Below are 18484 nucleotides of genomic sequence, written 5' to 3' on the forward strand. Positions count from 1 at the left end.
GAACCACAGAGAGCGGTGAAATTTCCATTCTGAGATAGAGATCAAAATTATGGCAGGACATAGCATTATCGTGATGGGTGTATCAGGTAGCGGTAAAACCACAGTGGGTGAAGCTGTGGCTCGCCAGATTCATGCCAAATTTATTGATGGCGATGATCTCCATCCTCGCGCCAATATTCAGAAAATGGGCAGCGGGCACCCTCTCAATGATGAGGATCGCGAGCCGTGGTTAGAGCGTCTGAGTGATGCGGCATACAGCCTGCACCATAAAAATGAAACCGGTATTATTGTCTGTTCAGCACTGAAACGCCGTTATCGCGATCGCTTGCGTGAGGGGAATCAGGGAATGGTCTTTTTGTACTTGAAGGGCAGCTTTGACGTCATTATGGAGCGGCTTAAAGCGCGCTCTGGTCATTTTATGCCGACCGATTTACTGAAAAGCCAATTTGATACGTTAGAAGAACCGAACTCAGACGAACCCGATGTGATTTGCGTGGATATTGATGCTGATATCGATGAAGTTGTGCGGCGCTGTGTGCAAGCGCTGGAAGGGCGGGGCTAAGTTTTTTAACTTGTCGCCGCCACGTTAAGACAAAGCGGGCTGTTCGGCCCGCTTTGATGATATCGATTCTGTGTAGGTCATCTCGCTCGAGGTGAATCTAGTGAGCCAGATACGCCCGTATGCCATCTAAAAACATCTGTGTCGATAACATCACCAAAATTAACCCCATGAGCCGCTCCAGCGCACTGACTCCTTTATTCCCGAGTAAACGTAGGAACAGATCCGACATCAGTAAAATCGCCGCTGACAATCCCCAAGCTATCATTAATGCCAGTACCAAATGGCTGAGTTGATTCGGGTATTGATGAGATAACAGCATCAATGTTGCTAAAATAGATGGGCCTGCCACCAAGGGAATCGCCAGTGGCACGAGGAAAGGTTCTTCCCCTGCGGATAAGCCTGTGACGCTGCTTTCGGGCGATGGGAAAATCATCTTAATGGCGATTAAAAACAAAATAATACCGCCAGATATTGATACCGTTTCGGTGCGCAGATTTAAGAACGCCAAGATTTTCTCGCCCGCAAATAAAAAAATCAGCATCAAGACGAGGGCGATCAGCAATTCGCGAATCACAACGACTCGCCGCCGTTTAGGCTCGAGATGCTTGAGCACCGACATAAAAATTGGCAAGTTTCCTAACGGATCCATAATCAAAAACAGCAACACCGTTGCTGCAATCATCTCTGTCATTATTACCTCAAAATAATCAATACGACTGGCGTTTCCCGCCAGTCAAAGTCACATATTAGGAAGATTGCTTTGAATCAATCTGGTATCGAATAATTTAACTTGCCACTTTGTTCATATTTTGTAATGTGGTAAGACGTCTATCTTAGTCAGTCTGCCACACTCTGTTCAACGTGTAGATGACAAGACAGCCATCCATTAATCGGTGTCACCCTCCAAGGCAGGACAGTAAACATGAAAAACGTTGGTTTTATCGGCTGGCGCGGTATGGTCGGCTCAGTCCTCATGCAACGCATGATTGAAGAACGCGACTTTGACGGCATTCGCCCAGTCTTTTTCTCTACCTCTCAACACGGCCAAGCCGCACCGACGTTCACCGGTCAGCAAGGTACGTTGCAAGATGCTTTTGATATTGATGCACTGAGTGCATTGGATATTATTATCACCTGCCAAGGGGGAGATTATACCAACGAAGTTTACCCTAAGTTGCGTAAAGCGGGCTGGCAGGGCTATTGGATTGATGCCGCCTCTTCTCTGCGTATGCAAGATGACGCGATTATTATTCTCGATCCCGTTAACCACTACGTGATTAAGCAGGGTTTGGATAAAGGTATCAAGACCTTTGCGGGGGGGAACTGCACCGTTAGCCTGATGCTGATGTCATTGGGTGGTTTGTTTGCGAATAATTTGGTTGAGTGGGCATCCGTTGCGACCTATCAGGCAGCATCGGGTGGTGGCGCACGTCATATGCGCGAATTGCTGACCCAAATGGGGATGCTGCACGCGGGTGTGGCGAAAGAGTTGCAAGACCCAGCTTCTGCCATTCTGGATATTGAACGTAAAGTGACTGCCGCCACCCGCAGTGGCACTTTACCGACGGATAACTTTGGTGTCCCACTGGCGGGCAGCTTGATCCCATGGATCGACAAAGCGCTGGATAACGGTCAGAGCCGTGAAGAGTGGAAAGGTCAGGCCGAAACGAACAAAATTCTGAATACCAGCAGCGTGATCCCTGTTGATGGCTTATGTGTTCGTATTGGCGCATTACGCTGCCACAGCCAAGCATTTACCCTGAAACTGAAAAAAGATGTGTCATTGCCAGAAATCGAACAAATGCTGGCGACGCACAATGATTGGGTTCGCGTTATCCCGAACGATCGTGAGCTGAGCATGCGCGAGCTGACGCCTGCTGCGGTCACCGGTACACTGAATACCCCTGTTGGCCGCCTGCGTAAGCTGAATATGGGGCCGGAATACCTCTCCGCCTTTACCGTGGGTGACCAGTTGCTGTGGGGTGCGGCAGAACCACTGCGCCGGATGCTACGTATCTTGCTGTAATCGGCTATTACGTTTTATTAGATAGCCAGACGCGACAAAAAAACCCTGATCTTTTGGTCAGGGTTTTTTATTTCAGCTTGCCAACGTTTCGCTTGCCAACATAGAACCTTCACTCGCCGTAATAAACGGTAATCTAATGACAATTCGAGTGAATTTCTCAGCTTCGCAGATAACGGTGACGCCATATTCATTGCCATAGCGGACTTTAATTCGCCGATCGACTAGATTCATTCCTAGTCCATCGCCCTGAGGGCGCGGCTGATACAACCCTGCGTTGTCTTCTACTGTCAGTATGAGCGTCTGGTCAGCCAGTGTGCCGTGCAGCCTAATCTGCCCATCACTAAACATTTGTGATGTACCGTGCTTAATCGCATTTTCAACCACCGGTTGTAGGGAAAAAGCGGGTAATCGCGCGTCCATCAATTCATTCGGTAATGATATTTCGACACTCAGACGATCAGCAAAACGCGCCTTTTCGATTTCCAGATAGGCCTTCACATGTTCAATTTCATCACTCAGCGTCACCACATCATGGCTACGTTTGAGGTTCTTGCGAAAGAATGTTGAGAGGGAAAGTACCAATTTACGGGCATGATCTGGATTACGGCGGATCACCACCGATAAAGTATTCAGGGCATTAAAAAGGAAATGCGGATTGACCTGCGCATGGAGTAATTTTATTTCCGATTGCGCCAGCAATTGTTTTTGCTGTTCAAATTCACCGGCTAGAATCTGTGCCGATAATAAATGCGCGATCCCTTCGCCCAAGGTGCGGTTAATACTGGAGAATAATTTACTTTTTGGCTCATACAATTTGATACTACCAATCACTCGATGCTCTTCACCCCGTAATGGGATAACTAACGTAGAACCCAGTTTGCAGTTGGGTGAAATGGAGCAGGTATAAGGCACGGCATTCCCATCGGCATAAACCACCTGATTTAACTCAATTGCCCGATGGGTATGGTCTGAAGTAATGGCGCTGCCCACTTTGTGATGATCAGAACCTGTGCCGATAAAGGCGAGCAGTTTGTCGCGATCTGTGATGGCGACGGCCCCGACCCCCAATTCCTCATACAAGATACGGGCTACCCGCATGCTGTTCTGTTGGTCAAAGCCATGGCGGAGCAACCCCTCTGCTCGTGCAGCAATTTGTAATGCTTTGGCAGAGAAGGCGGTGGTGTACTTTTCAAAAATCGCTCGCCTATCCAATAAGATACGCATAAACATTGCTGCACCAATGGTATTGGTAATCATCATCGGCAAGGCAATGTTCTCTACCAATTCGACCGCTTCGGTGAAGGGGCGAGCCACTGCCAGAATGATCAGCATTTGCAAGACTTCAGCGACGAGCGTGATGCCTGCCACAACCAAGGGTTGGAACAAAAGGTCGAGGCGATTTTTGCGAATCAAATAGCTGTGGAGAAAGCCCCCTAATAGCCCTTCAGCCACCGTAGATAACATACACGCGCTGGCAGTCATCCCGCCCATGGAATAACGGTGTAAACCACCGGTTAGTCCCACCAGAAACCCAACCGAAGGCCCACCCAGAACGCCACCCAACACCGCACCAATCGCTCGGGTGTTGGCGATGGAATCCTCAATATGCAAGCCAAAGTAAGTGCCCATAATGCAAAACATGGAGAACGTGAGGTAGCACACCAGCTTGTGGGGTAAGCGAACGGTCACCTGCATTAAAGGGATAAACAGCGGCGTTTTACTGAGCAAATAGGCAATAACCAGATAGACGCACATCTGTTGCAGAAGGGAAAAAATTAATTCGACCTGGCTGACGCCCATGTTAGATGACCACGATATTGTCTGGGAGAGGTTATTTTTGGCGCAATTATACGCGCATTTTGGCGCGGAAAATTTTAACGGCTCCCCTTTTTACGTAAAAAAAGAAGGGGAGTGGCAAACCTTTGACCCATTAACGTTTTTGAAGCTTTTTCACTATTAATACTATCCACACGACTATTGGCCTCATGGTTTAGGATTTTTATGCCATTGGCCTAAGTTATCCCAGCGTAAACGTTGTATTTATTGATGTTCTACGTGAGAAAAAATTTCATTAACGGTTAGCCAATTTTTTTAGCACCCTTTGACTATGCTTATAGTTTGGGTAAGAAAAATCGACGGATAGCCTGTTATCGTCAAAAAAAAGCGAATTAGATTATTAATTCAACTTATTGGTTGATCATTGACCTTAATCACGATTTAAACATTAAATGGATTGCATGATGAAAAGGTCATTTTCGACTCAAGTTGCTCGGAATTTGTCCAATAAATCATGCCATTAATCATAGGAAGAATGTCATGCCCGTACTTCCCGACCGTAAGGTGATTAATCAAATTATTTCCGGCCACTATGCCGATCCCTTTTCCGTATTGGGAATGCACCAAACTGAGCAGGGGTTGCAAGTATGCGCATTGCTGCCAGATGCAAAAGAAGTGTGGCTGGTCGATGCGGCCAGTGGGCGAAACATTGCTCAGATGACCCAAGAAGACCCCCGTGGTTTCTTTATCGCTAAACTTCCGCGCCGAAAAAATCTGTTTCGGTATCAATTCGCGGTGACTTGGCAAGAAAGTACACAAATTATCGAAGATCCTTATCGTTTTGGCACCTTGTTGCAGGATATTGATAGTTGGCTGTTAGCCGAAGGGACCCATTTACGTCCTTATGAACGTTTGGGGGCGCATTTGATGAGCCTTGATGGGGTGGCTGGGGTGAGCTTTGCTGTTTGGGCACCGAATGCCAAACGGGTTTCGGTGGTGGGAGAATTTAACTTTTGGGATGGTCGCCGCCATCCGATGCGGTTACGCCGTGAAAATGGTATTTGGGAGTTATTTCTCCCCGGTGTGCAGGAAGGCCAACTGTATAAATTTGAGGTCATTGACAGCAATGGTCAGATGCGGCTGAAAGCAGACCCTTACGCCTTTAAAGCGCAGATGCGGCCAGAAACCGCGTCGATTATCAGCCCATTACCTGGGGTGGTGGACAATACCCCTAAACGGCAAAAAGCCAATGATCTGCGCTCACCGATTTCAATCTATGAAGTGCATCTGGGTTCATGGCGTCGCCATACCGATAACAACTTTTGGCTCAGTTATGGCGAGTTAGCGGACCAACTGGTCGAATACGTCAAATATATGGGTTTTACCCATATCGAATTGTTGCCCATTAATGAGCATCCGTTTGATGGTAGTTGGGGTTATCAGCCATTGGGGTTATACGCCCCGACCCGCCGTTTTGGTACACCACAAGATTTCAAAGATTTTATCGCCAAGTTTCATGATGCCGGTATCAACGTCATTCTGGATTGGGTCCCCGGCCATTTCCCCAGCGATGAGCATGGTTTAGCCAAGTTTGATGGCACCTCATTGTATGAGTATGCCGATCCGCGCGAAGGCTACCATCAGGACTGGAATACCCTGATTTATAACTATGGCCGTAATGAAGTACGTAACTATCTGGCGGGGAATGCATTCTACTGGATGGAACGTTTTGGCATTGATGCACTGCGCATCGATGCTGTGGCGTCCATGATTTATCGCGATTATAGCCGTGCTGAGGGGCAGTGGGTGCCGAACTACTACGGCGGGCGCGAGAATCTGGAGGCGATCGCTTTCCTGCGTTACACCAACCATACCATTGGCGTTGAACGCCCCGGTGGTGTGACGATGGCAGAGGAATCGACGGACTTCCCGGGTGTGACCTTGCCGCCGGATTCGGGGGGATTAGGCTTCAATTACAAATGGAATATGGGCTGGATGCATGACACGCTCAATTACATGCAATGCGATCCTGTTCACCGCAAATACCACCATAATTTGATGACATTCGGTATGTTGTACGCCTATACCGAGAATTTCATTCTGCCTATCTCTCATGATGAAGTTGTTCACGGTAAACGTTCCGTCTTGGATCGTATGCCGGGGGATGCATGGCAAAAATTTGCCAACTTACGCGCCTATTACGCTTTTATGTGGGCACATCCGGGCAAAAAACTGCTGTTTATGGGTTGTGAGTTCGCACAAGGCCGCGAGTGGAACTTTGATACCAGTCTGGATTGGCATTTGCTGGATGACGAGAACGGCTGGCATGCCGGAGTGCAACGCTTTGTTCGTGATCTTAATCATTGCTATCAACGACATGCGCCACTGTATGAGTTGGATTACCAACCAGCAGGCTTTGAATGGCTGGTGGTTGATGACCATGAAAATTCGGTGTTTGCCTTTTTGCGCCGCGATGCTAACGGCGGTGAATTGATTGTCATCAGTAATTTCACCCCCGTTCCCCGTCATCACTATCGGGTGGGGATTCCACAGGGCGGCCATTATCGCGAAGTGTTGAATTCTGACTCTGAATTTTATCGTGGCAGCAATATGGGTAACCAAGGGGGGATTTATAGCGAATCGGTGGGCAGCCATAGTCACCCGCATTCCTTGCTGCTCACGTTACCGCCGCTGTCGACAATTTATCTATTACGGGAGGGAGTTGTTGCGGAGGAGGCCGGATGATTCACCTGATCCCAGGATTTCCGACCCCAATGGGAGCGCATTTTGATGGCTCAGGGATAAATTTCGCGCTGTTTTCAGCTCACGCTGAACAGGTTGAACTCTGTTTGTTTGATGATGATAACCAAGAGCTACGCATCCCGTTACCCACTCGGACGGGTGATATTTGGCACGGCTATCTCCCCGGAGGAAAGCCGGGGCAGCGATATGGTTATCGAGTCAGCGGGCCATTTGATCCGCAGCGTGGGCATCGCTTTAATCCGCATAAATTATTGATAGACCCCTGCGCTCACGCTTTGGACCACAAAGTGGGGGATGATCCCAGTTTAGAAGGCGGCGTTAACCAGCCGGATGAGCGAGACAGTGTGGCCGCGATGCCTAAATGCATTGTGGTACATGAAGCATATAACTGGCAGGGGGATAAATCGCCGACCATTCCTTGGGGCAATACGGTGATTTATGAGGCCCATGTTCGGGGGCTAACCCAATTGCACCCCGATATTCCTGCCGATTTACGTGGAACCTACGCTGGGCTAGCCCATCCCGCGATGATTGGTTATTTGAAAAAGCTGGGTATCACCACCTTGGAACTGTTGCCGGTGCAATTTCACGTCGATGAGCCGCGGTTGCAGAGAATGGGGTTGGGTAATTATTGGGGCTACAACGTGCTCGCGCCCTATGCCGTTGATCCTGATTATGCCTCAGGTCGTGACGGGATTTCGCCGCTAAAAGAGTTTCGCGATGCGGTCAAAGCACTGCACAAAGCGGGCATCGAAGTGATCCTCGACGTGGTGTTTAACCATACTGCTGAGCTAGACGTTTTCGGCCCCACGTTGTGTCAGCGTGGTATCGATAACGCCAGCTATTACTGGTTAACCGAAGAAGGTGAGTACGACAACATGACCGGCTGCGGCAATGCGCTGCGCCTAAGTCATCCTTATGTGATGCAGTGGGTGATTGATTGCCTGCGTTATTGGGTCGATAGCTGCCATGTTGATGGCTTCCGTTTTGATTTGGGAACCGTTTTGGGCCGCACACCCGAGTTTGACCAACACGCGCCCTTTTTTGCCGCGTTAGCCGCTGATGAGCGCCTGAGTGCCTGCAAAATGATTGCAGAACCTTGGGATATTGGCTGGGGTGGCTATCAGTTAGGCCAGTTCCCTACCGGTTTTAGCGAGTGGAATGATCAATACCGCGATGCGATGCGCCGTTTCTGGTTACGGGATGATTTGCCGCTGGGATTGTTTGCTCAGCATTTTGCGGGGAGCAGTGCGCTGTTTGAACAGCGGGCGCGCTTACCTTCCGCCAGTATCAATCAAATTACCGCTCATGATGGTTTTACTTTGCAGGATTTACTGTGCTTTAACCAAAAGCACAATGAAATCAATGGTGAAGAGAACCGTGATGGCAGTGATAACAATCATAGCAATAATTTTGGACGTGAAGGTTTGGTGGCTGATGACGCGATTTGGCAACGGCGAAAATCGTGCCAACGGGCTTTATTGACCACCTTGTTATTGTCGCAAGGGACACCCATGTTGCTGGCCGGTGATGAGCATGGTCATAGCCAGCAAGGCAACAATAATGCGTATTGCCAGAACAATATCCTCACTTGGCTCGATTGGGGCAGTGCAGATAAAACATTAACGGCATTTACCGCTGAGCTTATTCGGTTGCGCCAGCAAATTCCGGCCCTGATTCAGGATACATGGTGGCAGGAAGGGGATGGCAATGTGCAATGGTTGGACAACCAGGGGCAAGCGCTGAGTGATACCGCTTGGGAACATGGCAGCCAGAAACAGCTGCAAATCTTGTTATCTCAGCGCTGGCTAGTGGTGATAAATGCCACTGACCAAGCCTGTGACATGCATTTACCTGTGGGGGAATGGGTGACAGTTCCTCCTTTTGGGCCATCAGCGCTTGAGCGCCCATTAACCGTATGGAACGGAGCCGCGTATGACATTTGCGTGCTCGTACAGAAATCTTAAGGAGTCAGCCATGGTTAAATTCGAAAATAAAGATCCGATGATGTTAGGCAGACTATTACCGAATAAGTCTGTGGCGCTGATTTTGGCTGGTGGCCGAGGATCACGACTGAAAGATTTAACTGCCACTCGCGCCAAGCCTGCGGTGCATTTTGGTGGTAAGTTCCGCATCATCGATTTTGCACTGTCTAATTGCCTGAACTCCGGTATCCGCCGCATTGGTGTCATCACTCAGTACCAGTCCCATACGCTGGTGCAGCATATTCAGCGCGGTTGGTCATTCCTCAATGAGGAAATGAATGAGTTTGTGGACCTCTTGCCTGCTCAACAACGCTTGAGTACCGAGCAGTGGTACAAAGGTACGGCAGATGCGGTTTATCAGAATCTGGATATTATTCGTCGTTATGACGCAGAGTATATTGTCATCTTAGCGGGTGACCACATTTACAAGATGGATTACTCGCGCATGCTGATAGACCACGTGGAGAAGGGGGCTGAATGTACAGTCGCCTGTATTCCGGTTCCCATTAGTGAAGCCAGTGAATTTGGTGTAATGGAAGTGGCGGAGGATTTCCAGATAACGGCGTTCTTCGAAAAACCGTCCGATCCGCCAGCCATGCCAGGCCGTCCCGATATGGCATTAGCCAGCATGGGGATCTATATTTTCAATGCTGACTACCTGTTCAAACTGTTAGAGGAAGACCGGAATACCCCCGGTTCTAGCCATGACTTCGGTAAAGACTTAATCCCTAAATTGACAGCAGAGAAGGTGGCTTGGGCGCATCCGTTTGACCTTTCCTGCGTGACCTCGAATGCGGACTTACCTCCTTATTGGCGGGACGTTGGGACGTTGGATGCCTATTGGCGTGCGAACCTTGATTTGGCCTCGGTCACCCCTGAATTGGATATGTATGACCGTGCTTGGCCAATTCGTACCCATATGGAACCCTTGCCGCCAGCCAAGTTTGTGCAGGACCGATCGGGCAGCCATGGGATGACCATGAACTCCTTGGTTTCTGGTGGTTGCATTGTCTCCGGCTCGGTGGTGGTGCATTCGGTACTATTCCCACGGGTGCGGGTGAACTCGTTCTGTACCATTGATTCCAGTGTTCTGCTGCCAGACGTCAATGTTGGGCGCTCGTGTCGCTTGCGCCGCTGCATTATTGACCGAGCATGCCATATCCCCGAAGGGATGGTCATCGGGGAAAACGCCGACGAAGACAGCGCGCGTTTTTACCGTTCAGAAGGGGGCGTGGTGTTGGTGACTCGGAAGATGTTAGCCAAGTTAGCAGCTAAATAGGCTATTTTATTTGCGACATTAAGTAAAACCAGATGGGTATTAGGAGCCATAATGCGGGTACTACACGTATGTTCTGAGCTGTTCCCCCTATTGAAAACAGGGGGATTGGCTGACGTTGTTGGTGCTTTACCTGCCGCCCAGATTGCTGAAGGTGCGGAAGTGCGGGTGATGTTGCCCGCTTTCCCTGACTTGCGTCGCGGCATTCCGGATACGGTATTAGTCAGGGAGATTGATACTTTTGCGGGACGAGTGTCGTTACGTTACGGCCATTATCAGGGTATTGGTATCTATCTAATTGATGCGCCGGGCCTTTATGATCGGGCCGGTAGCCCCTACCACGACCAATCGTTGCATGCTTATTCCGATAACTATCGCCGCTTTGCATTACTGGGGTGGATGGCTTGTGAACTGGCCTGCGGACTAGATGGTTACTGGCGGCCTGATGTGGTGCATGCCCATGACTGGCATGCGGGATTGGCTTGCGCCTACTTAGCTGCACGAGGTCGCCCTGCACGATCGGTATTTACCGTCCATAATTTAGCCTACCAAGGGCTGTTTTCAGCCCATCACTTGGCCGAGTTACAACTGCCCGCTGCTTTCTTCCAAATGTACGGGTTGGAGTTTTACGGCCAAATTTCTTATCTGAAAGCTGGGTTGTTTTTTGCTGATCATGTCACGACAGTCAGCCCGACCTATGCCAAAGAAATTACCCAACCTGCCTTTGGTTATGGCATGGAGGGGTTGTTGCAAGAGCGCGCCAGTCAGGGGAGATTGACTGGAATACTCAATGGGGTAGACAGTGATATATGGGACCCAGAAACGGATACCCTGCTGCATGAACGTTATGGTGCAGAGGACTTGCAGAAAAAAGCCGTGAATAAAGCCCATCTTCAAACCACCATGGGGTTGGAGGTCACGGAGAAGAAACCTATTTTTGCGGTGGTCAGTCGGTTGACAGAGCAAAAAGGGTTGGATTTAGTATTAGAAGCTTTGCCCGACTTATTGCGATTGGGGGGACAACTAGCCGTACTTGGGGCAGGGGATGCGATTCTACAAGAGGCATTTTTGGCGGCCGCAGCAGACTATTCCGGCCAAGTTGGGGTACAAATTGGCTACCATGAGGCATTTTCTCACCGCATCATAGCGGGTGCAGATGTGATTCTGGTGCCGAGTCGTTTTGAACCCTGTGGGCTCACACAATTGTATGGTTTGAAATATGGCACATTGCCACTGGTCCGGCGTACGGGCGGGTTGGCAGATACCGTGGTGGACTGCGCGCTGGAAAATCTAGCCGATGGCAGCGCCTCGGGGTTTGTGTTTGATGAATGCGATGCGCAGGCATTGGTACAGGCAATACGCCGTGCTTTTGTGCTGTGGAGCCGGCCAAAACATTGGCGCCATGTCCAACGCCATGCAATGGGGCTGGACTTTGGTTGGCAAGTCGCAGCGGCAGAGTATCTGTCACTTTATCGGCGTCTTTGATGGCCGATTTGTCGTCACCACGATGGGTTGTAAATACGATTAGTTTTCAACATAACTAGTTGTCACCACGAATTGGGAAAACCGCTATGACATCACCGTTCAGTTATACCTCTCCCATTGTCAGTGTGGATGCACTGAAACATTCCATTGCCTATAAACTGATGTTTATTGTTGGCAAAGATCCCACGATTGCGACTCAGCACGATTGGCTGAATGCGACTTTATTTACGGTACGTGACCGTATGGTTGAGCGCTGGTTGCGCTCTAATCGCGCGCAGTTATCACAAGACGTCCGGCAGGTTTATTATCTGTCGATGGAGTTTTTATTGGGGAGAACACTCTCTAATGCACTGTTATCGCTTGGTATTTATGATGACCTCGAGCAAGCGTTAGATGAGATGGGGCTCAGTTTGTCAGAGCTGATTCAAGAAGAAAATGACCCTGGTTTAGGGAATGGGGGCTTAGGCCGTTTGGCGGCATGTTTCTTGGATTCGCTAGCAACATTGGCGCTGCCGGGGCGTGGCTACGGTATCCGCTATGAATATGGCATGTTCAGCCAGAAAATCGTTAACGGCCAACAGATGGAATCGCCGGATAACTGGCTGGAGTACGGCAATGCTTGGGAGTTCCCACGGCATAACACCCGCTATAAAGTGCGTTTTGGCGGTCGAATTCAGCAAGAGGGCAGCAAAACGCGCTGGCTAGAAACAGAAGAGATCCTTGCCTGCGCCTATGATCAAATCATCCCCGGTTTTGATACTGATGCCACCAACACATTGCGCTTATGGTCAGCGCAGGCCAGTAACGAAATCAATTTGGGTAAATTCAATCAGGGTGATTACTTCGCTGCGGTTGAAGATAAAAACCATTCAGAAAACGTGTCGCGGGTCCTGTATCCCGATGACTCAACCTATTCCGGCCGCGAATTGCGTTTGCGGCAAGAGTACTTTTTAGTCTCAGCGACGGTGCAAGACATCCTTAGCCGCCACTGGACCATGCACCAGACGTTCGACAATCTGGCCGACAAGATTGCGATTCACCTGAACGATACCCACCCCGTACTTTCTATCCCTGAAATGATGCGTCTGTTGATCGACGAACATAAATTTAGCTGGATGGATGCGTGGGATGTGGTGCAACAGGTGTTTTCTTACACCAACCACACGTTAATGAGTGAGGCGCTGGAAACTTGGCCTATCGACATGATCGGCAAGATCTTGCCGCGTCATTTGCAGATTATCTTTGATATTAATGATCATTTCCTGAAGTTGGTACAAGAGCAGTATCCGGATGAACCTGAGCTGCTCTCGCGCGTGTCGATTATCGATGAAACCCATGGCCGGCAGGTACGTATGGCTTGGCTTGCGGTTATCGCCAGCCATAAAGTGAATGGGGTATCTGCTCTGCATTCCGAGTTAATGGTGCAATCGCTGTTTGCCGATTTTGCTCGTATCTTCCCTAATCGATTCTGCAATAAAACCAACGGTGTTACCCCTCGGCGCTGGCTGGGCTTGGCGAACCGACCATTGGCGACGGTGTTGGATGAAACAATCGGCCATAATTGGCGTACCGATCTGAGCCAACTTAGTGAGCTGGAAAAGAGCCTTGATTACCTTGGTTTCTTGCGCTCGGTACAAAAAGCCAAGCTGGAGAACAAGAAGCGGTTAGCTATCTATATTGCTGAAAAACTGAATATTGTGGTCAATCCGGCGGCGTTATTTGACGTCCAAATCAAGCGAATTCATGAGTACAAGCGGCAACTGTTGAATGTACTGCATGTGATCACCCGCTATAACCGTATTCTCGAGGCTCCTGATCAGAAGTGGGTGCCGCGTGTCGTGATATTTGCTGGTAAAGCGGCTTCGGCCTATTACAACGCGAAGCAAATCATCCGTTTGATCAACGATGTCGCTAAAGTGATTAACAATGATCCGCGAGTGAATAACCTGCTGAAAGTGGTGTTTATTCCAAATTACAGTGTCAGTCTGGCGCAGTTGATCATTCCGGCAGCGGATCTTTCTGAGCAGATCTCACTGGCAGGGACCGAGGCGTCGGGGACCAGCAACATGAAGTTTGCCTTGAATGGGGCGCTGACGATTGGCACGTTGGATGGGGCGAACGTCGAGATACGCGAGCATGTCGGCGAGGATAATATCTTTATCTTTGGCAACACGACAGAACAGGTCGAGGCGTTACGTAATAATGGGTATAACCCACGGAAATATTACGATGAAGATCCAGAATTGCACCAAGCCTTAACGCAGATTGCCACCGGCACTTTCAGCCCAGAAGAGCCTCAGCGTTACACCAATCTGTTTGATTCACTGGTCAATTTAGGCGATCACTATCAGTTGTTAGCCGATTATCGCAGCTATGTAGACACGCAGGATCAGGTCGATGCGCTCTATCTTCACCCCGATGAGTGGACGCGTAAAACCATACTTAATATTGCCAATATGGGGTATTTCTCTTCTGATCGGACGATCCAAGAGTATGCCGATGAAATTTGGGATATTAAGCCCATCCGGCTGTAGTGATTAACACTGCTCATAATAAAAAACCCTCTTCACGGTGAAGAGGGTTATTTTTTGATTATTTCAATGCTTAACGCACCGCGTTTGCTATCAGGAAACCAGCGAGAGTGTCTGTTGTTTTTTACTTTGCTCAGCAGCTAACCACTGCGCAATTCGCTGTTTTTGTGTTTCGTCTAAAGCCATACCCAATTTGGTACGACGCCAGATAGCATCATCAAGCTCGACAACCCATTCTTTCTCGACCAAATAGCGCAATTCTGCTTCGTACACGCCATGGCCAAAGTGTTCACCTAGGCTTTCGATGCTAGTGGCATCCGCTAAAATCAGTTCGCTGTGGCTACCATAAGTGCGGGTATAGCGACGAGCCAACGCCTCAGGTAACCAGTTATAACGGTGGCGCAACTGCACGGTGTAGTTATCGCGGCTACCGCCAATATCCCCACCCGGTAAAGCGCCGGTTTTGGTCCATGCTGGGCCGACATTTGGGTAATAGGTCGACAGTTTTTCCAGCGCGTGTTCTGCCAGCTTGCGATAAGTGGTCAGTTTGCCGCCAAAGACAGAGAGTAACGGTGCTTTGCCATCTTCATCGGCCACATCCAACGTGTAGTCGCGGGTCACGGCTTGCGGCGCATCTGATTCATCGTCGCACAATGGGCGGACACCGGAATAAGTCCAAACGATATCGTCGCGGCCCAACTGCTTCTTAAAGTGGTCATTATAAACTTTAAGCAGGTAATCAATCTCTTGATCGTCGATCTTCACCTCTTTCGGATCGCCGTGGTACTCCACATCGGTGGTGCCGATGATGGAATACTCATCTAACCAAGGAATAACGAAAACAATGCGGTGGTCTTCGTTTTGCAGAATATAAGCTTGTGGTTGGTTATGTACCCGAGGAACCACGATATGGCTGCCTTTAATCAAGCGGATACCATAAGGCGATTTGAGTTTCAGGCCATCGTCGAAGAACTGCTTAACCCATGGGCCAGTGGCATTGACTAAGCCTTTGGCGCGCCAAGTAAAGGTTTTACCTGTGTTCACATCGACCGCTTCAACCATCCATAAACCTTGCTCACGCCATGCGCGGGTCACTTTGGTGCGGGTACGGACTTCACCGCCACGTTCAACCACTTCCTGTGCGTTCAGCACCACTAAGCGAGCATCATCTACCCAGCAGTCAGAATATTCGAAACCGCGCACTAATTCGGATTTCAACACTGACTCAGGGCCGAAACGCAACCCTTTACTGGCGGGTAACGTCGTGCGTTTGCCCAAATGATCGTACAGGAACAGGCCCGCGCGAATCATCCAAGCGGGGCGCAGGTGTGGTTGATGTGGTAAGCGGAAGCGCATTGGGAATGCGATATGCGGTGCCAGCCTCAGCAGGACTTCACGTTCGGCCAGTGCTTCGCTCACCAAGCGGAACTCGTAGTGTTCTAGGTAGCGCAAGCCACCATGAATCAGTTTGGAACTGGCGGAAGACGTCGCACAGGCCAAATCTTGTGCTTCCAGCAGCAGAACGGACAGGTCACGCCCTGCAGCGTCAGCAGCGATACCGGCACCATTAATGCCGCCACCGATCACGATCAAGTCTTTGGTTTCCATGCTTCCTTCCTCCGGATGTTCGAAATAGCTCTCTAATGTTCGTTTTCGCTCACAATTGTAATCAAAAACCAACAAACAAGCCAAGAGTTAACCAAAAAAAAACATTCACGCGTGATGGAGGTAACAGTTTTGTTATCAGGATGTGGGATGAATTGGGGGAAGGGGGCTGGTTTTGGTTTGGTTTGGTTTGGTTCGGTTGTTATTGCTTCAGTGTTCTCCTTAGCTCTGATGCCTCAACCGCCAAGGGGGTCACAAGCGCGTGACCCCCTTGGAGCCCCCGCGCTTACGCACGTATCGCTTGCCTGCTTCGCAGGTGCCCTCACTCATCGTTTCGGCTGACGGACGGCTTTATTCGCATCCCTGCTCATGGCGCCTAAAACGGGCGTCCTGCCCGTTTTCCTTGCCTTCACTCTTCACTCGGCAGCTCAAATGTGCTTTTAAACTTCAAGGTCAACACCATGATTTTTAGGTCTTGGGTCTTGGGTCTTGGGTCTTGGGTCTTTTGACCTTAAGCGCAATCAGAAAAATTGCCGACAAAGATTGCGGGCCGAATGAGCCGCATGGACGCGGCGAAAGGGGCTGTCGAGCTGGGAGCGAGTCAGCACCGGTTCGATAAGCCGGCAAGCTGTAGGAGGGAATGGCGAAGCCACAATATTTCGCGCAAGGCGCGGGTGTTGGGCCGCCGCCCTGCGGCCCGACTCGGTTGAAGCTGAGGAGATAAGGTCATCACCGAACGCCTATCAACCGAAACCAGATCCAGTCCTCAACCGAAACCAGATCCAATCTTATTTTGAAATTAAAATTAAAACCTCACCCTCAACACAACTCCAATTGAACCTCATGCTGCTCAATAATCTTCATCACGCTCGCTGGCGGTAACTGATCCGTAAACAGATAATCAATCAAATTCATATTCCCCAAATTCACCATCGCATTACGGCCAAACTTGGAATGGTCAGTCACCAGCATCACGCAACGGGAATTTTCGATAATCGCCCGCTTAGTGCGTACTTCATGGTAATCAAACTCTAACAGCGAACCGTCCATATCAATGCCGCTGATACCGAGAATGCCGTAATCAAGACGGAACTGGGAAATAAAATCTAATGTCGCTTCACCGATAATCCCACCGTCGCGGGTGCGCACTTCACCGCCCGCTAAAATTAAGCGGAAATCCTCTTTGGCGGTCAACAACGTTGCGACGTTAAGGTTGTTGGTCACAACCCGCAGGCCTTTATGGTTCATCAACGCGTGGGCAACGGCTTCTGGCGTGGTGCCGATATCGATAAATAATGTCGCGCCATCTGGAATCTGACTGGCAACACGTTGAGCAATACGGGCTTTTTCTTCTGACCACATCACTTTACGATCATGATAGGCGGCGTTGACCGAACTGGACGGTAACGCAGCACCACCGTGGTGACGGTGAATCTTGTTCTGGTCCGCCAAATCATTCAAGTCGCGACGGATGGTTTGTGGGCTAACGGTAAAATGTTCCACTAACTCTTCAGTACTGACGTAACCCTGCTGGCGTACCAATTCAATAATCGCATCATGCCGCTGCGTTTGCTTCACGATAATCCCCTAATGCGCCTGGTTGCTCCAGGCAGTTATTGTGCGGTTCTTACGCTCGCGCGTGTATCCCAGAATGCCATTAATAGCCCAATAATCAAACCAGAGACATGAGCGGCATTGGCAATCGATAACCCTAAAATATCGAAATATCCGGCAATCAGCCAGAGAACAGAGAACGCCATCAAGCCGCGGGGGAGTGAGATACCACGCTCGGGTGCACGCTCGCCAGTGAGCCAAACATAGCCCATCAAGGCATACACGACACCAGACAAACCACCAAAATTCACGCCGCTAAACAGTGATTGCCCCCAGCCACTAAATAAGGCTGAAACAATAGTTAATACCAGCAACTTGCCAGTGCCAAGCCGTTTTTCCATTTGCCCACCCAAATACCACCACCACATCAAATTAAACAGGATATGCAGCAGTGAAAAGTGGAGGAAGGCAGGGCTGACCCAACGCCAGACTTGCAGATATTGGCTGCTATCACGAGGCCAAGCCAGCCAAGACATCACCGCGTAATCGCCGAAGATCTGCATCAGAATATAGATGGTGATACACAGCACTAGCACGGCTAACGTCAATGGTCCTGCCTGACTGCGCAGCGTCTGAAGATAGGAAAAACGCTGATAAGGCAAGTTAGTGTGCAAACTCCCAGATTGCCAACTGGCGGCCTGATAACGCGGGTTCAGCGGATCAAGTAAGAATTGTTCCAGTTCAAGTTGCACCTGTGGCAATTGTTCATCATCGGCTAACCAAATTTCAGCACCTTGAGCATCAGGGCGGACTTCCAGCGCCACATTGCGGGTGGCCATGTAATCAACAAAGGCTTGCGCCAGACGTAGATTAGATATTGCTATCACTCGAATCATATTTTTCATTCTAATGTGAGGTGAT

At 49.6% G+C, this 18484-nt stretch carries 12 protein-coding genes; 7 read left to right on the forward strand and 5 right to left on the reverse strand.

Going from position 1 to position 18484, the window contains the following annotated elements:
- The first annotated feature begins 49 nt into the window (after positions 1 to 49).
- The gene (locus DA391_RS00670) at positions 50 to 562 is read left to right on the forward strand and encodes a gluconokinase (RefSeq protein ID WP_019212767.1); all 513 of its coding nucleotides are present in this window, start codon (positions 50 to 52) and stop codon (positions 560 to 562) included.
- Positions 563 to 659: 97 nt separating this feature from the next.
- Here the strand turns inward: DA391_RS00670 and DA391_RS00675 are convergent, their stop codons facing one another.
- Positions 660 to 1253 carry a YhgN family NAAT transporter gene (locus DA391_RS00675; protein ID WP_019212768.1) on the reverse strand — a complete coding sequence of 198 codons (594 nt, stop codon included), beginning with the start codon at positions 1251 to 1253 and terminating at the stop codon, positions 660 to 662.
- Positions 1254 to 1484: 231 nt separating this feature from the next.
- Between DA391_RS00675 and asd the strand changes: the two genes are divergently transcribed.
- On the forward strand, positions 1485 to 2588 hold the full coding sequence (asd, locus tag DA391_RS00680; protein ID WP_108087254.1) for an aspartate-semialdehyde dehydrogenase: 1104 nt from the start codon (positions 1485 to 1487) through the stop codon (positions 2586 to 2588).
- A 72-nt stretch (positions 2589 to 2660) separates the two neighbouring features.
- Here asd and DA391_RS00685 read toward each other — a convergent pair whose 3' ends face one another.
- Positions 2661 to 4388 carry a sensor histidine kinase gene (locus tag DA391_RS00685; RefSeq protein WP_050083357.1) on the reverse strand — a complete coding sequence of 576 codons (1728 nt, stop codon included), beginning with the start codon at positions 4386 to 4388 and terminating at the stop codon, positions 2661 to 2663.
- Positions 4389 to 4904: 516 nt separating this feature from the next.
- Between DA391_RS00685 and glgB the strand changes: the two genes are divergently transcribed.
- The 5 genes from glgB (at position 4905) to glgP (ending at position 14407) form a co-directional block, all read left to right on the forward strand.
- Positions 4905 to 7109, forward strand: coding sequence for a 1,4-alpha-glucan branching enzyme (gene glgB / locus DA391_RS00690; protein WP_050083356.1), 2205 nt, complete (start codon positions 4905 to 4907; stop codon positions 7107 to 7109).
- A complete protein-coding gene (gene glgX / locus DA391_RS00695) occupies positions 7106 to 9094 on the forward strand; it encodes a glycogen debranching protein GlgX (RefSeq protein WP_108087255.1) in 1989 nt (662 codons plus the stop codon). Before glgB ends, glgX begins: the two co-directional genes overlap by 4 nt.
- A gap of 10 nt (positions 9095 to 9104) precedes the next feature.
- Positions 9105 to 10391 carry a glucose-1-phosphate adenylyltransferase gene (glgC, locus tag DA391_RS00700; protein ID WP_108087256.1) on the forward strand — a complete coding sequence of 429 codons (1287 nt, stop codon included), beginning with the start codon at positions 9105 to 9107 and terminating at the stop codon, positions 10389 to 10391.
- A 51-nt stretch (positions 10392 to 10442) separates the two neighbouring features.
- Positions 10443 to 11873: a glycogen synthase GlgA gene (gene glgA / locus DA391_RS00705; RefSeq protein WP_050083354.1), complete on the forward strand. Its 1431-nt coding sequence runs from the start codon at positions 10443 to 10445 to the stop codon at positions 11871 to 11873.
- An 86-nt stretch (positions 11874 to 11959) separates the two neighbouring features.
- Positions 11960 to 14407, forward strand: a complete 2448-nt coding sequence (gene glgP / locus DA391_RS00710) for a glycogen phosphorylase (RefSeq protein ID WP_050083353.1) — start codon at positions 11960 to 11962, stop codon at positions 14405 to 14407.
- Positions 14408 to 14497: 90 nt separating this feature from the next.
- On the opposite strand, the gene glpD is transcribed toward glgP, so the two are convergent.
- The 3 genes from glpD to glpG all read right to left on the reverse strand — a co-directional run bounded on the left by glpD (position 14498) and on the right by glpG (position 18459).
- The gene (gene glpD, locus DA391_RS00715) at positions 14498 to 16012 is read right to left on the reverse strand and encodes a glycerol-3-phosphate dehydrogenase (RefSeq protein WP_108087257.1); all 1515 of its coding nucleotides are present in this window, start codon (positions 16010 to 16012) and stop codon (positions 14498 to 14500) included.
- Between the two features lie 816 nt (positions 16013 to 16828).
- Complete coding sequence (locus DA391_RS00730) at positions 16829 to 17587, reverse strand: DeoR/GlpR family transcriptional regulator (RefSeq protein ID WP_019212780.1); 759 nt, start codon at positions 17585 to 17587, stop codon at positions 16829 to 16831.
- Positions 17588 to 17622: 35 nt separating this feature from the next.
- On the reverse strand, positions 17623 to 18459 hold the full coding sequence (gene glpG, locus DA391_RS00735; protein WP_050287449.1) for a rhomboid family intramembrane serine protease GlpG: 837 nt from the start codon (positions 18457 to 18459) through the stop codon (positions 17623 to 17625).
- Positions 18460 to 18484 lie beyond the last annotated feature (25 nt).

The organism is Yersinia massiliensis (assembly GCF_003048255.1).
GTDB classification, from domain to species: domain Bacteria; phylum Pseudomonadota; class Gammaproteobacteria; order Enterobacterales; family Enterobacteriaceae; genus Yersinia; species Yersinia massiliensis_A.

Excerpts from the sequence above, each read along its gene's own strand:
- glgB (WP_050083356.1), top strand. The coding sequence starts at position 4,905 with ATGCCCGTACTTCCCGACCGTAAGGTGATTAATCAAATTATTTCCGGC.
- glgC (WP_108087256.1), top strand. The coding sequence starts at position 9,105 with ATGGTTAAATTCGAAAATAAAGATCCGATGATGTTAGGCAGACTATTA.
- glpD (WP_108087257.1), bottom strand. The coding sequence starts at position 16,012 with ATGGAAACCAAAGACTTGATCGTGATCGGTGGCGGCATTAATGGTGCC.
- glgX (WP_108087255.1), top strand. The coding sequence starts at position 7,106 with ATGATTCACCTGATCCCAGGATTTCCGACCCCAATGGGAGCGCATTTT.
- glgP (WP_050083353.1), top strand. The coding sequence starts at position 11,960 with ATGACATCACCGTTCAGTTATACCTCTCCCATTGTCAGTGTGGATGCA.
- glpG (WP_050287449.1), bottom strand. The coding sequence starts at position 18,459 with ATGATTCGAGTGATAGCAATATCTAATCTACGTCTGGCGCAAGCCTTT.
- DA391_RS00670 (WP_019212767.1), top strand. The coding sequence starts at position 50 with ATGGCAGGACATAGCATTATCGTGATGGGTGTATCAGGTAGCGGTAAA.
- asd (WP_108087254.1), top strand. The coding sequence starts at position 1,485 with ATGAAAAACGTTGGTTTTATCGGCTGGCGCGGTATGGTCGGCTCAGTC.
- glgA (WP_050083354.1), top strand. The coding sequence starts at position 10,443 with ATGCGGGTACTACACGTATGTTCTGAGCTGTTCCCCCTATTGAAAACA.
- DA391_RS00685 (WP_050083357.1), bottom strand. The coding sequence starts at position 4,388 with ATGGGCGTCAGCCAGGTCGAATTAATTTTTTCCCTTCTGCAACAGATG.
- DA391_RS00675 (WP_019212768.1), bottom strand. The coding sequence starts at position 1,253 with ATGACAGAGATGATTGCAGCAACGGTGTTGCTGTTTTTGATTATGGAT.